This is a genomic window from Candidatus Woesearchaeota archaeon, from assembly GCA_020854775.1.
GTDB lineage: Archaea > Nanobdellota > Nanobdellia > Woesearchaeales > 21-14-0-10-32-9 > 21-14-0-10-32-9.
Window position 1 is genome coordinate 1 of the sequence record JAHKLZ010000008.1, and the last position, 13,767, is coordinate 13,767.

The 13,767-nt window shown below is 30.4% G+C and carries 15 protein-coding genes and 2 tRNA genes; 3 read left to right on the plus strand and 14 right to left on the minus strand.

Features of this window, described 5'->3' with window-relative positions; all coding sequences use genetic code 11:
• Positions 1 to 78 precede the first annotated feature (78 nt).
• The 8 genes from dnaJ to KO361_02195 form a co-directional block, all read right to left on the minus strand.
• Complete coding sequence (gene dnaJ, locus KO361_02160) at positions 79 to 1,185, minus strand: molecular chaperone DnaJ (GenBank protein MCC7574370.1); 1,107 nt, start codon at positions 1,183 to 1,185, stop codon at positions 79 to 81.
• 96 nt (positions 1,186 to 1,281) lie between these two features.
• Positions 1,282 to 3,144, minus strand: a complete 1,863-nt coding sequence (gene dnaK, locus KO361_02165; GenBank protein MCC7574371.1) for a molecular chaperone DnaK — start codon at positions 3,142 to 3,144, stop codon at positions 1,282 to 1,284.
• Positions 3,137 to 3,664: a nucleotide exchange factor GrpE gene (locus tag KO361_02170; protein ID MCC7574372.1), complete on the minus strand. Its 528-nt coding sequence runs from the start codon at positions 3,662 to 3,664 to the stop codon at positions 3,137 to 3,139. The genes dnaK and KO361_02170 overlap by 8 nt, the downstream gene beginning before the upstream one ends.
• Positions 3,665 to 3,874: 210 nt before the next feature.
• Positions 3,875 to 3,946: transfer RNA gene (locus KO361_02175), tRNA-Asn, on the minus strand.
• Positions 3,947 to 3,992: 46 nt separating this feature from the next.
• On the minus strand, positions 3,993 to 4,739 hold the full coding sequence (locus tag KO361_02180) for a hypothetical protein (GenBank protein ID MCC7574373.1): 747 nt from the start codon (positions 4,737 to 4,739) through the stop codon (positions 3,993 to 3,995).
• A 262-nt stretch (positions 4,740 to 5,001) separates the two neighbouring features.
• Positions 5,002 to 6,057, minus strand: coding sequence for a hypothetical protein (locus KO361_02185; protein ID MCC7574374.1), 1,056 nt, complete (start codon positions 6,055 to 6,057; stop codon positions 5,002 to 5,004).
• Between the two features lie 4 nt (positions 6,058 to 6,061).
• Complete coding sequence (locus tag KO361_02190) at positions 6,062 to 6,952, minus strand: hypothetical protein (GenBank protein MCC7574375.1); 891 nt, start codon at positions 6,950 to 6,952, stop codon at positions 6,062 to 6,064.
• Positions 6,952 to 7,851, minus strand: a complete 900-nt coding sequence (locus tag KO361_02195) for a LysM domain-containing protein (GenBank protein MCC7574376.1) — start codon at positions 7,849 to 7,851, stop codon at positions 6,952 to 6,954. Before KO361_02195 ends, KO361_02190 begins: the two co-directional genes overlap by 1 nt.
• Positions 7,852 to 8,066: 215 nt before the next feature.
• Here KO361_02195 and KO361_02200 point away from each other — a divergent pair.
• Positions 8,067 to 8,141, plus strand: a tRNA-Met gene (locus KO361_02200).
• 167 nt (positions 8,142 to 8,308) lie between these two features.
• Here the strand turns inward: KO361_02200 and KO361_02205 are convergent.
• Both KO361_02205 and KO361_02210 read right to left on the minus strand, forming a co-directional pair.
• Complete coding sequence (locus tag KO361_02205) at positions 8,309 to 9,130, minus strand: methyltransferase domain-containing protein (GenBank protein ID MCC7574377.1); 822 nt, start codon at positions 9,128 to 9,130, stop codon at positions 8,309 to 8,311.
• A gap of 62 nt (positions 9,131 to 9,192) precedes the next feature.
• The gene (locus tag KO361_02210; protein MCC7574378.1) at positions 9,193 to 9,816 is read right to left on the minus strand and encodes a class I SAM-dependent methyltransferase; all 624 of its coding nucleotides are present in this window, start codon (positions 9,814 to 9,816) and stop codon (positions 9,193 to 9,195) included.
• Between the two features lie 331 nt (positions 9,817 to 10,147).
• Between KO361_02210 and KO361_02215 the strand changes: the two genes are divergently transcribed.
• On the plus strand, positions 10,148 to 10,372 hold the full coding sequence (locus KO361_02215; protein ID MCC7574379.1) for a hypothetical protein: 225 nt from the start codon (positions 10,148 to 10,150) through the stop codon (positions 10,370 to 10,372).
• Position 10,373: 1 nt separating this feature from the next.
• On the opposite strand, the gene KO361_02220 is transcribed toward KO361_02215, so the two are convergent.
• From KO361_02220 to KO361_02235, 4 genes are read right to left on the minus strand one after another with little or no spacing between them, the layout of a single operon-like run.
• On the minus strand, positions 10,374 to 11,144 hold the full coding sequence (locus KO361_02220) for a nucleoside phosphorylase (protein MCC7574380.1): 771 nt from the start codon (positions 11,142 to 11,144) through the stop codon (positions 10,374 to 10,376).
• The gene (locus KO361_02225; protein ID MCC7574381.1) at positions 11,137 to 11,988 is read right to left on the minus strand and encodes a glycosyltransferase; all 852 of its coding nucleotides are present in this window, start codon (positions 11,986 to 11,988) and stop codon (positions 11,137 to 11,139) included. The genes KO361_02220 and KO361_02225 overlap by 8 nt, the downstream gene beginning before the upstream one ends.
• 2 nt (positions 11,989 to 11,990) lie before the next feature.
• Positions 11,991 to 12,716, minus strand: coding sequence for a DUF2334 domain-containing protein (locus KO361_02230; protein MCC7574382.1), 726 nt, complete (start codon positions 12,714 to 12,716; stop codon positions 11,991 to 11,993).
• On the minus strand, positions 12,709 to 13,128 hold the full coding sequence (locus KO361_02235; protein ID MCC7574383.1) for a hypothetical protein: 420 nt from the start codon (positions 13,126 to 13,128) through the stop codon (positions 12,709 to 12,711). Before KO361_02235 ends, KO361_02230 begins: the two co-directional genes overlap by 8 nt.
• Here KO361_02235 and KO361_02240 point away from each other — a divergent pair.
• Entirely contained in the window at positions 13,115 to 13,609 is a 495-nt protein-coding gene (locus tag KO361_02240; protein MCC7574384.1) for an NAD-dependent epimerase/dehydratase family protein, read from the plus strand. The two genes, KO361_02235 and KO361_02240, sit on opposite strands and share 14 nt — an antisense overlap.
• The last annotated feature ends 158 nt before the right edge of the window (positions 13,610 to 13,767 follow it).

Here is a 13,767-nt window from a genome sequence, read left to right on the forward strand (position 1 = left end):
ATATCGGATATGATATCGGATATGATATCGGATATGATATCGGTAAAAATAATTAGTATTTAAATCTTTTGAAAAGAACTAACTAAAAATTTTTTTAAAAAAAGATTTATGAGGATTAGCATCCTCACCAGATTCCTTAGCATAACTCCTCAATAAGTCTTCTTGCTTCTTAGAAAGCTTTTTAGGAACCTCAACACTAACATGAACATTCTGGTCACCAGCACCAAAACCATCAGTATAAGGAATACCTTTACCTTTCATTTTAATAACAGTACCAGGCTGAGTACCTGCAGGAATCTTTAATTTAGCTCTTCCTTTAAGTGTAGGAATATCAACAGTGTCACCAAAAACTGCTTGAGTAAAACTAATAGGAACACCTATATGAACATCATTACCTTCACGCTCAAAGAAATCATCAGGCTTAACAGAAACAAAAATATACAAATCACCAGACTCAACACCAGGACCTCCAGGTTCACCTTCACCCGCAACCCTTATTCTAGAACCATTATCCAAACCCTGAGGCGTTTTAATCTTAATAGTCTTCTCACCATACACACTACCTTGACCCTTACAAGAACCACAAATCTTACCAGGAATCTTACCTAAACCATTACAAGAATCACAAATAGCCACTGATTGAAACGCACCAAAAGGAGTTCTCTTAGTAACACGAATATTACCAGCACCATTACAAGAATCACAATGCTTAAAATCACTACCACCTAAACCATTACAATCAGAACAAATATTCTTCTTTTTAACCTTAATATTTTTTTCAACACCAAAAGCAGCTTCAACTAAAGAAAGCTCCATGTTATAACGTAAATCATGACCTTTACTCCTGGATCTACGCCTAGGATTACCTCCAAAAAACATTTCAAAAACATCATCAAAATCAAAACCACCACCAAAATCAAAACCAGAATAATCAAAACCCGAGAAACCTTGACCACCACCCCCATTTTTGAAAGCAGCTTCACCATACTGATCATACATCTTTCTCTTTTCATCATCACCAAGAACAGAAGCAGCCTCATTTAACTCTTTAAATTTATCTTGAGCATTCTCATCTTTGTTCAAATCAGGATGATACTGCTTAGCCAATTTCTTATAAGCCTTCTTAATTTCTTCTTTAGAAGCGTTTTTATCCACGCCAAGTATCTTATAATAATCCTTACTCATAATATCAATCCCTTAAATAATTCCGCTTAAGTACAAACGAATTAATCAAACATTAATAAAAGTTTACAAAAAAAAATAAAAAAAATAAAAAAAAAATTATTTTTTCTTTGAACCCTTGTTATCTTCTTCCGAATTTACTTCTTCAAATTCAGCATCAACAACTTCTTCATCTTTCTTAGAATCAGAAGAACCTTGAGCTTGCTGCTTTTGTTGCTCCTCAGCTGCTTTCTTATAAAGCTCAGAAGATATTTCTTGCAAATCCTTATTTATTTCATCAGTTTTATCTTTAATCTTAGAAACATCTTTCTTTTCTTCTTCAAGCAGTTTCTTAAGCTCAGCAATCTTCTTCTTAACAACCCCTACTTTAGATTTGTCAAGCTTATCCTCATTTTCCTTGAAAAGATTCTCAGAAGAATAAACCAAAGCATCAGCTTGATTAATTATTTCAATTTCTTCTTTTTTCTTCTTATCTTCCTCAGCATGAAGCTCAGCATCTTTTTGCATCTTCTCAATTTCTTCCTTAGACAAATTAGTAGTTGCCGTGATCTGAATTTTTTGTTCCTTATTAGTTCCAAGATCCTTCGCAGATACATGCACAATACCATTAGAGTCTATATCGAAAGTTACCTCTATCTGAGGAACCCCTCTAGGCGCAGGAGGAATACCCACTAAATCAAATCTACCAAGAGTCTTATTATCCGCAGCCATAGGTCTTTCACCCTGCAAAACATGAATGTTCACAGCGGGCTGATTATCAGCGGCAGTACTAAAAACTTGACTTTTCTTAGTAGGAACCGTGGTGTTCTTAGAAATAATACTAGTCATCACGCCCCCAAGAGTTTCAATACCTAAACTAAGAGGAGTTACATCCAATAACAAAACATCTTTAACTTCTCCTGCTAAAATACCTCCTTGAATAGCCGCACCCATAGCAACAGCCTCATCAGGATTAACAGATTTATCACCTTCTTTTCCAGTTAATCTTTTAACCATTTCTTGCACTGCAGGAATCCTTGTAGAACCACCAACAAAAATTATTTTATCTATTTTATCAGCACTAGTACCCGCATCCTTTAAAGCTTGCTTAGTTGGAACTTCTAATTTTTTCAAAACAGACTGAATTAATTGTTCAAATTTAGCTCTTGAAAGCTCCATGTTTAAATGCTTAGGTCCTGAACTATCCGCGGTTATAAAAGGTAAGTTAATATTTGTTTTTAATTTAGAACTTAGTTCTATTTTTGCTTTTTCAGCAGCTTCTTTTAACCTTTGATAACTAGTTTTATCTTTTCTCAAATCCACACCTGTACTTTTCTTGAAATCATCAGCCATCCAATCAATTAATATTTCATCAATATCATCTCCTCCAAGAATGTTATCTCCGCTAGTAGCTTTAACTTCAAAAACACCATCTCCTAGTTCCAATATACTAACGTCAAAAGTTCCTCCGCCGAAATCAAAAACTAAAACGGTGTGCTCATCTCCTTTATCTAAACCATACGCTAGAGACGCAGCTGTTGGCTCATTAATTATTCTTAGAACTTCTAATCCTGCGATTTTTCCAGCGTCCTTAGTTGCTTGTCTCTGACTATCTTCAAAGTAAGCAGGAACCGTAATTACTGCTTTAGTTACTTTTTGACCAAGGTAAGATTCAGCATCAGCTTTAAGCTTTGATAAAATCATAGCACTAATTTCTTGAGGCGTATATTCTTTATCCCACATCTTAACTTTGTAATCTTCACCCATGTGTCTTTTAATGCTTCTTACTGTGTGCTCAGGATTCATTATTGCTTGATTCCTTGCAACTCTACCAACTAATCTTTCTCCATCCTCAGTCACAGACACTACTGAAGGCGTAGTTCTATCTCCTTCCGCATTAGGAATAATTACAGGTTTACCACCTTCCATCACTGATACCGCTGAGAACGTTGTTCCTAAATCTATACCTATTACTTTACTCATTTTTATCAACCTCCACGTTGTTTTTTTGTTTTGAAATTTTTACTTTAGGACTTCTTATTATCTTGTCACCTAATTTGTAACCTTTTTGAAGTTCCTGAAGTATTAATCCTGATTCTTTATCAGATTCTTCTACCATTACTGCTTCATGAACATTAGGATCGAATTTACCTGATGATTGTATTCTTTGAAGACCTTCTCGGTGAAGAACATCATATAATTGTTCATAAATAAGATTCATTCCTTGACTAAATTCACCTTCTTCTTTATTGTGTTTTAAAGCTAATTCAAAATTATCAAGCACAGGTATTAAATTCTTAATTAGTTCTTCATTAGATAATTTTATGAATCTAGATCGTTCATCTTCAGATCTTTTTCTAAAATTTTGAAATTCTGCGTGTGTTCTCTGAAGAGTATCTTTTAAATCATCAAATTCTTTTCTTGAAATAACTTCTTCATTTGTTGTTTCATTATTTTTTTCTTGAATGTTTTGTTCATCTTTTTGTTTTTCTTTTTTTGTCATAACAACCCACCTTTTCGTTTAAGTTAAATCAACCAATAATTTTATTTTGCGATTTGTTATTTTGTTTCTAGAGGAAACACAAACAAATGTTGTTGATTTAAAATCAACAATGATATGTGAATGTGTTTTTATTTAAAAAGATTACTGTAATAGAAAACATATATTAAAACATGAACAAATTCGTCAAATAAAATAAATCAGAAAAAAAAGCGGCTCTGGCCAGATTTGAACTGGCGACCTGTCGGTTAACAGCCGACCGCTCCACCGCTAAGCTACAGAGCCAACAAAAAAATAAAAAAAAAAATGAATTATTTAAAAAACTTATTAATTATTTCTTAACATCATCCTCAGAAGATTCATCAACGAAATCCTTATCATCCTCAACAGACTCAACTATTTCCTCATCCACATCCTCAACAGACTCAGAAGAATCTTTATCAATATCTTCTTCATCCTTAACTATTTCAGTGAAATCCCTATCCTCTTCTTCCTTAACGCTACGCTTAGCATCCTCTAAACCAACGAATCTAACCTCTAAGAACTTTAAAGGATAAATCTTACCAAGAGAATTCTTCCAATCCTTCTGATAACGAAGATTAATCAAACTATTCACGAAATCAACAAAGTCAACTTCTTTAAGAGTCTTCTTAATCTTAGCCCTAAGAGATAACCTAATAGCACTAGTAGCAGATTCATGAGTCTTAGAATTAGTCATAACGACAGTTTTAATCCTTAAAGACTTACCATCCTTAGACTTAGCCAAAAAAGAATCATCAATCTTATCCCTTTTTCTACGAACTAAACGCTTAATATAAGCAATACTAAGAGCATAACCAATCAACTCAGTCAAACCCTTATTGTCTTTAACTTCCTTAACACGAAAAGAAGCAATCACGTTTTGTTTCTTCATATCATTAGTAATCATAGCCAGATTCAAACTCAAAGTCTTACCAACCACGTCATTAGGATTATAAACCTGAGTTTCCCCTAAAAAAACATTATTCATAGATTCAGGAGCGTATAAACCATACCAAGCCTTCTTCTTTTTCTTAACAGATACATTTTTTGAAGCCATCATAATCACCTATTCGCTCTCTTGCGCTTCTCCTTCTTGAGGCGCTTTCTTTGCCATTTCCATCTCATCTGACCTTTCTTTTTCCAACGTCTTGAACTTCTTTTCATTTAATTCTTCACAACCACGAATAGTTGCTACTTGAACCTCCCATCATAGCTTTTTTATTGATTTTTAATTCTACAACGCGAAAACGCGCTAGAAACAAAGAAGAGAAAAAAAAGTTTATTTAAAAAGTTTTCTGAACAATAAGATTTAAAAATAACTAATAAAAAATCAAAGGAGAAACCAAGCCAGATTCCTTAATCCTGTCAACAAACAAAGGAGAAATCCTTTTTAAATCCGAATTAGAACGTTGAAAACCATGTTTAAACGCATAAAAATTCTTAGTATCATCAGTAACAACATACAAATCCTTTGAATCAACAACTAAATTACGCGTGTGATACGTAATCTCTATCCTAGGAATCCTATATTTATCAAAACTAGAAGATAAAGAATGTCTAGACGCGCCACCCCACGCATCAAACACAACATCATACTTACCAGACAAATAATCAAAAACCTCACCATTACTCGGAGAAGCACCAAAAGGATGAGCAAAAGAACTAACATTCAATTTATCAACACGATCCCCTAACAAATAATGAAACAACGCTTCAGATAAAACATGTTGCTCAAAAATATTATTCTTAGAAGCCCTAGCATTATTAGGATGAAGAACAGTGTGATGAGCCAAATCATAACCTAAGTCAACAAGCATCTTCATCTTATCAGAAGCAAGATCATCTTGCATAAAAGGCAACCTGAAATTGTTAGGAGTACCATAACTAACAAAGAAAACACCACCTCTACCAAAATCAAAATCGTCATAAAATTTTTCTAAAATGCCAACCGCACTATTATCACAAATAGAACCATCACTTCTTAACATGAATTGACCCGGACCTGCATCATCAAAAGTGAAAAGAACAGGCTTCTTACCCACAGGAACCTTTGAAAAATCACCTTCATAAAACTCAGATAACGAAACACTATAAAAATCATTAACATACAAATCAAACAATAATTTCTTAAAATTCTCAGGACTAATAGTGTATCTATCCTCTTTGTCAGCGAAATTATGAAACATCAAAACAGGAATCCTCTTAGATTCAAACTCATACCTAGCAGATTCTAAATTAACAAGAGAATCCAAAGAACTAACAGAATATTCTTTTTCAACAATATTTGAAGATAATTCAACGTCTTTAGACTGAAAACTAGAATAACTAGAACTAAGAAAAAAAAGAAAAGCCAAATCAAGAATTGCAAAATCCAAGGAATTACGAAGCCCCAACAACATCCCTCTCAGCAACAGAATCAATCAAAGAAACTGCTTTTTCATAAAGATCCTTTCTTTTATTAACCAAATAAGAATTACGAGATAAAGCACTCTTTATTTTACGTAAAGAACTAATATCTTTCGAATTAAAATTCTTATTACTAATCACTTTCTCCAAATTAGACACTCTGCTCTTCCAAGAACGCGCATGAGGTGCACCAACTAACTTATTAGACGAATCCTTAACGTAACTCGCAAGAACATCAGCCACGCATTTCACAGAACCAGAATTATCAGAACTAATATCCGCGATTAAATTAGTATAACAATCAGAACGATAATCCTTAATGTGCGAAGCAGAAAACTTATAAGAACCATTCACAAAATCATCCCGCTCAATTAAAGAATCATCAACATAAGAATCAATAGAACTCGCTGAAACACTCCCTGAAACAACTTTTCTCTTTTTAGATTTAACAGTTTTCTTTAAAAAATCATGAACCTCATATTTACCAAGAACTTTATCCATCTCCGACTTAACAACCTCATACTTATCTTTATCAACAACAACTAATCCAGGAAACTTATCAAAGAAATATTTCAAACCGCTTCTATCCTCAACGTCCTGAAGCAAGTTACCACCTGAAAAAAACCTGCAAATATTAGACCAATACCTCTTATTCACACTTTTTTTTAAATACTCCAAATTAGACTCTTCAACTTTAACTTTATTCTCCAACAAAACCAATTGATCCAAATAACCACGATACCTAGAATTAATCCTATCAGAAGCTTCAACGAATTCAGCAACCCTATACGCTTTAGCTTTTTTTAAAAAAGAAAATTTATTCAAAAAAGATACATACCAATCATTAACGAATCCAAGAACCATTATTTAACCCACTCCTTCTTTAAATGAACAACCCCGCTATAATCAACCAATCTACCCCTATCAGAAATAGTATTGCCTGTACTATTATTAAAATCAATAATTTCTTGCTTAGAAACAGAAACACCAACCCTGGACAAAAAACCATCAAGAGACTCAAAAGTATTAACTTCCTTAAAAGAAGGAAAATCACAATTCAAAACACCATCATACGTCTTAAGATTACCTTCAACCAATAACAAAGGCTGACCCCTAAGCACAAAATTAGGATTCTCAATGTTATTAATACGCGCCAAATCCTTATAAACGTTAACATCACCATAATACTTAGACGCAATACTAGATAAAGAACTACCTTTAGGAATTCTAACCCACCCAGGACCCTTAACATCAACAGAAGAATTATAAGAATCAACAACTATTGATTCTTTCGAACGAGCATTAGACAAAGAAGCCTTAGAACGCAAATCATTCAACAAAGAATCATAACTACTAATTCCCGAACTCACCTTACTTTCCAAATCAACAACTAAATAATTAAGACTATCCTTTTTAGACCGCAACAAACCATACTCTTCCCTCAAATTAACCAACTCAGACTCATACTTTCTAAGCTGATTAGAAGTCCTACGCTCAGCCCTAACAAGCACCCTATCCTCTTTAAATTCAACAAAAGCATTCTTCCAAGAATCAACAGCCAAATCAACAGAATCCTTATTAGAAACATAAGTAATAATACCTGCAAGAGTCAAAACAGCCAAACCAGTCCTAAGACGAGCACGAGAAGAATCAACAAAAGCCCTATGAAAACCAATCTTTAAACCATTATAAAAACCAGAAACCGCACCACCCACCCTAGACTTACCAGTTACAGCCCTATAATGCTTATCAAATGAATTCATAAAAAAAATCAAACAAAACAAATTAAAAACAATTACCACAAAAAAACCGAAAAAAAACAACAAAACAACAAAAAAAACAACCAAAAAAATAAAAAAAAACGAAAAAAAACACAAACAAAAGACGACAAAACAAAAACACAAAAAAAAACGAAAAAAAAGAAAAAGTAAAAGTAAAACTTTTAAATAAACCCAAATTATGAAAAACAAAGAAACACGCGGATATAACTCAGCCTGGTTAGAGTGTCGGTCTCATAAGCCGAAAGTCCCGAGTTCAAATCTCGGTATCCGCATACGGTTACGCTCGTATAACGCATAAGGGTTTCGCCTTCGGCTCAAGCCCTTTTTGTTGTACTTTTTCTCCTTTTATTATTTAATTATTAGTTATTTAGTTATAGTGGAATAAGTGTCCTAAGAACAGAGGGCATCCTACAAAAATATACATTGAACACAAACATCATTATTTTTTATATGCTAAATTATGTTTAGCTCTTTGAGATGTTAATACTTGTCCAACCGCGCCTATGCTAAGAAAAGCCATAATTAAATAAATCCACCAAGTAGACTTTAAGGTTATAAATGCTGTGATAAAAGGTATTGTTAAAAAATGAGCAAGTAATAATCCACCTATAACACCCACAACAATAGCCATAGTAGAATCGTTTTGTTCTTCTTTTGAAATTTCATTTTTCTTTTTTGCCATTAAATATGCGAGTTTGTTATTATAATCTTCATCTTCATCGTATTCTTCATATTCTTTGTATTTTATTATGTTCCAATCTGCATATAATTTTTTTAATTCGTGTTTTTTAAAATAATATCCTTCAGAATCTTCTTCTTGGGAATGATCACCTTCTAAAAAAGCTTCAAAAACATTAAGCCCGTCATTTTTTGTATTATTCTTTATTTTTAATAATAATTTTTTCAAGATTTCTTCAGAAAAAAAATGAACTACACCCAAAGCTAAAATAACATCATATTTTTCTTCAAACTCAAAAGATTCTAAATCAGCAACAACTGTTTTTATTTTTAACTTTCTTTTCTTTGCTTCTTTGCTTAATTCTTTTATTGCAGTTTTTGAAATATCTACGCAAGTAACATCAAATCCCTTTTCTGCTAAATGAAGACTATTTCCTCCTTCTCCACAACCTAAATCTAAAACTTTCCCACTCGTTTTATTTTTTAATAGTTCGTGAATTATAGTTTCATCATATTCAAATGTAAATTCATAATTATTACTAGAAAACACATTTCTTTCAAAAAAATATTTTTCTTCAGTCATGTCATATTACCTTCAGATATTTCTTAAATCTAATCTTTTTACAATAATACTTACAAAGCTATTCAAGTCTTTTCTTTTAATTTAGCAATTAAACAATAATGGTTGTGTTTATCGGTGTAAATTTCGAATATTTTAAAGTTCTTGAAATATTTTTTTAATAGTGCTTTTGTATAGATGTAATGAGGAACTCCTTTTTCAGGTCCGTCAAGCATAATATATGTTCTTGGTTCTATAAGTTTTACTTTAGATGCTCTTCCTTTCATTTTGTTTTTCGTGACTGTAATAAAAACTAATCCGTTTGGTTTGAGCACTCTTTCAATTTCTGAAATGCAAAAATTGATTTCTTTTAATTTTGCATGATGTATTACTTGAGTAGAAATTATTGCATCAAAAGTATTATCTTTGTAAGGGAAAGGTTTGTAGCAAGAGGAATTTTTTAGTTTTGCTTTTAATTTTAATTCATTAAGCCACGACCTTGTATGTTTTAAACCAGATTCAGAATTATCCATACCATAAACATCAAAACCTTCTTTTGAAAGTAAAACGATGTGCCTACCTGAACCGCATCCAAGATCAAGAACTTTTTTTACTTTATTTTTTTTAAAAAGATTTATGACTTTATTCATATCTTCGTGTGGCTTATGAAAAACTTTTCCGCTTTTTTTAAATATTGCATCCCAACCCATAAACATCTTATATACAGACATTTATATATAAATTTTTGGAAAGAACTGGCTAATAGGAACTTCTTTGTTTTCTGAAAAAAATTCACAATATTGCTTTTTCATACAAATTAATAATTGAAAAAGAAACATTTATAAGAATCAAGCACTCAATACGTTTTGTAAGTAATTCTTTTAATCAAAACCGAACAAAGACACGTGTTCGCACATCGCTGTGTGGGAATCATCTCAGTATCTGCAGTTATTATTTATTAGTGATTAATTTATTCTTTTTTAGAAATTTTTTGAAAAAAACTAAGAAATATTTATAAAATGAAACTTGTTTATTGTTATTATGAACTACGGCGCACAATCTTTAATTCACGAAAAAACATATTTGAAAAAGTTTAATTTGATATATGGTAAATTAAATAGCAAGCCTGATAAAGTTTTAAAAAGATATAAATCTTTTTTAAATTATAAAACTAAATCTTTTTGTTTGTTATCTTTATTTGATTCCGATACTCAAATTAAATTAAATTCTATAGATGACATATTGACAATAAGAAATATTAAGTAACTTATTTTAATGCTTTAATTAAACTAGTTTTTATTTTTTTACAAGAAAAAATTATTTCTTTCTCATGGAATTTAGGAACCCAATTAAAATTTTTGTCTACAAAATCACTCAGTATAAAAATAGAAGAAACTTGTACATCTCTATATTTAGCTATCGTAAAAAGTGCCGCAGACTCCATATCTATACAAACCGTACCTTCTTTTCTATATTTTTCCGCTTTCTTCTTAGATTCTTTATATCCTGCATCAGTAGTCCAAGAAATGCCTTCCTTAAAAAATATATTATCAGACTTAAAAAAATCTTTTATTTTATTATTTAAAGAGCCACTAGGATATGCATATTTTGATGCTTTTTCATAATGATAAGAAACACCTTCATCCCTAATAGATTTATCACATAAATAAATATCTCCTGCATTACCCTCAGAAATACTCCCACTTATACCAACAGTTATGAATCTTTTTACACCTCTGACAATTAATCTTTCAAATAATAAAGAAGATAAAGGCGCACCTATTCCAAATACAATCACACCACATTTATGTTTATTAAATATCAGTTCATAAAATTCATATTGACCTAATAAAGTCTCAACTAAAATTAATTTCTCACCATCTACAAATGAATTGAATAATTCTTTTTGAAAGAATATAAAACAAGCATCAGGATATTGTTTTTTATGAGAAAATTTCAATTCATACATATATTCATCTTCAGGAGTAATTATGTCCTCATCATAAGGATTATTATCTAATATTGGAATTTCATTCATTTTTATATAACTCAGTAGGAAATTTGTTCCCATCAAACAATACAGATACAAGGAAGCTTTTTTTATTTATATTATTTATGTTTCTTCTAGTAGTAGAATCATATTTCTTTATTTCATTGAGTAACTTGATACTTGGTTCTTGAGCTATTTCTTCTAAAGACTTGAAATTTGTTCCTAAATGATAGCCTGTACAATCATCAACTAAAGATACACAATAATTTTGTCTTAACAACCTTAACCCAAAATCTTCATCAAACCCACCCCACGAAACAAAATCTTCATCTATCCCATTTAAATCGTAAAAAATGCTTTTTTTTATTCCTAAATTGCCACCCCACACCTTAGAATGAAAATCTATGTCTTTGAGTACTCCTTTCCTAGGATCAATATCAGATATCAAACCCTTTTGAAGTTTGTTAAATCTTTTATTTTTAATATCTTCAAAAGAAATTTGAGACAAAAAGTCTGTTGTTACATAAAGAAGTCTGCCTAAAACTACTTTTTGAGAATTTTGTTCAAAATGATTTTCATAATCTTGAATCCATTGAGGAACAGTTATTATATCATCATCTAAAAAGATTAAATATTTCCCTTCAGCGAACTTAGCCCCTATATTTCTCATTTGTGGAACATTATAACCTTCTTTATCCAATCTTATGTATCTGCAAGGAATTTTTGAAGAATATAAATAATCCTTACAAAAATCTTTTGTGCCATCCTCAGATCCATCATCAACAATATTAATTTCAAAATTTTTATTTGATTGATTCTCTAAACTAACTAATGTTTTTTTAAGAGTTTCTTGTCTGTTGAATGTTGTTAAAATTACAGTGTATTTCGCCATTTTTATTTATCCAACCTCCTAATTTCAATGTCATTTTTGTTTAAAAAATGAAAAATATCCTCTAGATTTTTTGAATAATCACCCAACATATAATTGTGATGTAACAATATTCCTAAAAAACCATCTCTCTTTAGTTTCTTTTCAATATGAGGTATTAATGTTGCAGAATCATAAATTTTTTTTGTTGTATAATTTTCAATAATATCAATATTAACCGGAATAGACATAATTTTTTCCGATATCAACTCTATTTCAGAACCATATCCTGATATTAAATCATAATTTTGTTCAATCAACAATTCAATTTGAGGAAATTCATGTCGGGGAGGCACAAATGACAAGACATTATTGTCAAAAAAATTTGAGAACAATAATTTGCCTTTTTGTAATCTTTTTGTATTATCTGCAATAGAAATGCTTGAATGAAACTCACTATAATCTCCATTATGAGCAACATAATTTGTTCCATGATTAAACCCATGTTGCATAGTAAAAATATTGTCATCATATAACAATTTTGCCGAATCAAAATCCATAAACCGGATTTCTGATGGTATAACTGCCACATTTAAAGGAATATTTCTATCAATAAAGAGCTTTGCTAAAACTTTAAATTTATCATTATCATAACCGACATCGTCATCTCTAAAAAATGCAAAAGGTTTAACACTAATTTTTCTTGAGATTTTTTTCATTCTCCAATCCGGTACATAATCAATATTATTCATTTTCTGGAACTATTATATCGTTATTTATTAAATCGTCAAAATCAAATAACACATCTTTTTTTTCAAAACTTTTTTTAGAATTTAATAATTTTAAAGTATTATCATCAAATCTTATAAAATCCCCAATATAATCATTATAAACTCCTTTATGAGATACATAACACCAAGGAGCCAAGACAAAATAATCAGAAGACTTTTTTGTTTTTAAAATTAATTTTTTATTTTTGACCACATTTTCAAAAACTCGTAAATATTTTTCTAACATACTTTGATAATTAAAATTTGTTTTAATATAATTATGAACAATAGTAAAATCTTTTTTTGGAGAATCAAATATTTTAATAATTTGTTTATTTAATAAAAGTTCATCTTTATAATCTATTAAATTTACACAATCCATGTTTTCAGGCAAGTTATATCTTAAAGCACATAATGAACAACACGGTTTAGAATCAGTATCATTACGCTTTTTTAATATTTATGGACCTAAACAAGATTCAAGAATGGTAATTCCTAGATTTTTTGAACAAGCAATTTCAAATAAACCCATCCCGATTTATGGTTCCGGACAACAAACAAGAGATTTTACATACATTGATGATGCAATTAAAGCAACAATACTTTTAAGTGAAAAAAGTAAAGGTTGCGAAATAGTCAACATAGCTAATGAGAAAGAATTAAATATTAAAGATTTAGCAGAAAAAATACTCACAATCACAAATTCTTCTTCCAAAATAGAATTTATTAATACCATAAATAAAAGATATGATTATGAAGTTGAAAGAAGATTTGGTTGCGCTGAAAAATTATTTTCAATTACTAAATATAAACCTAAAACAAATATAGATGAAGGATTAAGAAAAATTTTTGAACACTACAATAAAAATAATTAGGATAGATATTAAATTAGTAATTATTTATCAAACAACTATTCATTAAAATATTAGCGCTTATTCACAATAGAGAACAAATTCTTCTTAAAAGAACAAAAATTAACAAGTGTTAATTAAATTTAACAAAAAGTAGTAAAAAAAGAAACATTCATAAGATT

Bases quoted from the DNA above. Each gene is read 5' to 3' on its own strand.
- dnaJ (MCC7574370.1), bottom strand. From the start codon at position 1,185: ATGAGTAAGGATTATTATAAGATACTTGGCGTGGATAAAAACGCTTCT.
- dnaK (MCC7574371.1), bottom strand. From the start codon at position 3,144: ATGAGTAAAGTAATAGGTATAGATTTAGGAACAACGTTCTCAGCGGTA.
- KO361_02170 (MCC7574372.1), bottom strand. From the start codon at position 3,664: ATGACAAAAAAAGAAAAACAAAAAGATGAACAAAACATTCAAGAAAAA.
- KO361_02180 (MCC7574373.1), bottom strand. From the start codon at position 4,739: ATGGCTTCAAAAAATGTATCTGTTAAGAAAAAGAAGAAGGCTTGGTAT.
- KO361_02190 (MCC7574375.1), bottom strand. From the start codon at position 6,952: ATGGTTCTTGGATTCGTTAATGATTGGTATGTATCTTTTTTGAATAAA.
- KO361_02195 (MCC7574376.1), bottom strand. From the start codon at position 7,851: ATGAATTCATTTGATAAGCATTATAGGGCTGTAACTGGTAAGTCTAGG.
- KO361_02205 (MCC7574377.1), bottom strand. From the start codon at position 9,130: ATGACTGAAGAAAAATATTTTTTTGAAAGAAATGTGTTTTCTAGTAAT.
- KO361_02210 (MCC7574378.1), bottom strand. From the start codon at position 9,816: ATGGGTTGGGATGCAATATTTAAAAAAAGCGGAAAAGTTTTTCATAAG.
- KO361_02215 (MCC7574379.1), top strand. From the start codon at position 10,148: ATGAACTACGGCGCACAATCTTTAATTCACGAAAAAACATATTTGAAA.
- KO361_02220 (MCC7574380.1), bottom strand. From the start codon at position 11,144: ATGAATGAAATTCCAATATTAGATAATAATCCTTATGATGAGGACATA.
- KO361_02225 (MCC7574381.1), bottom strand. From the start codon at position 11,988: ATGGCGAAATACACTGTAATTTTAACAACATTCAACAGACAAGAAACT.
- KO361_02230 (MCC7574382.1), bottom strand. From the start codon at position 12,716: ATGAATAATATTGATTATGTACCGGATTGGAGAATGAAAAAAATCTCA.
- KO361_02240 (MCC7574384.1), top strand. From the start codon at position 13,115: ATGTTTTCAGGCAAGTTATATCTTAAAGCACATAATGAACAACACGGT.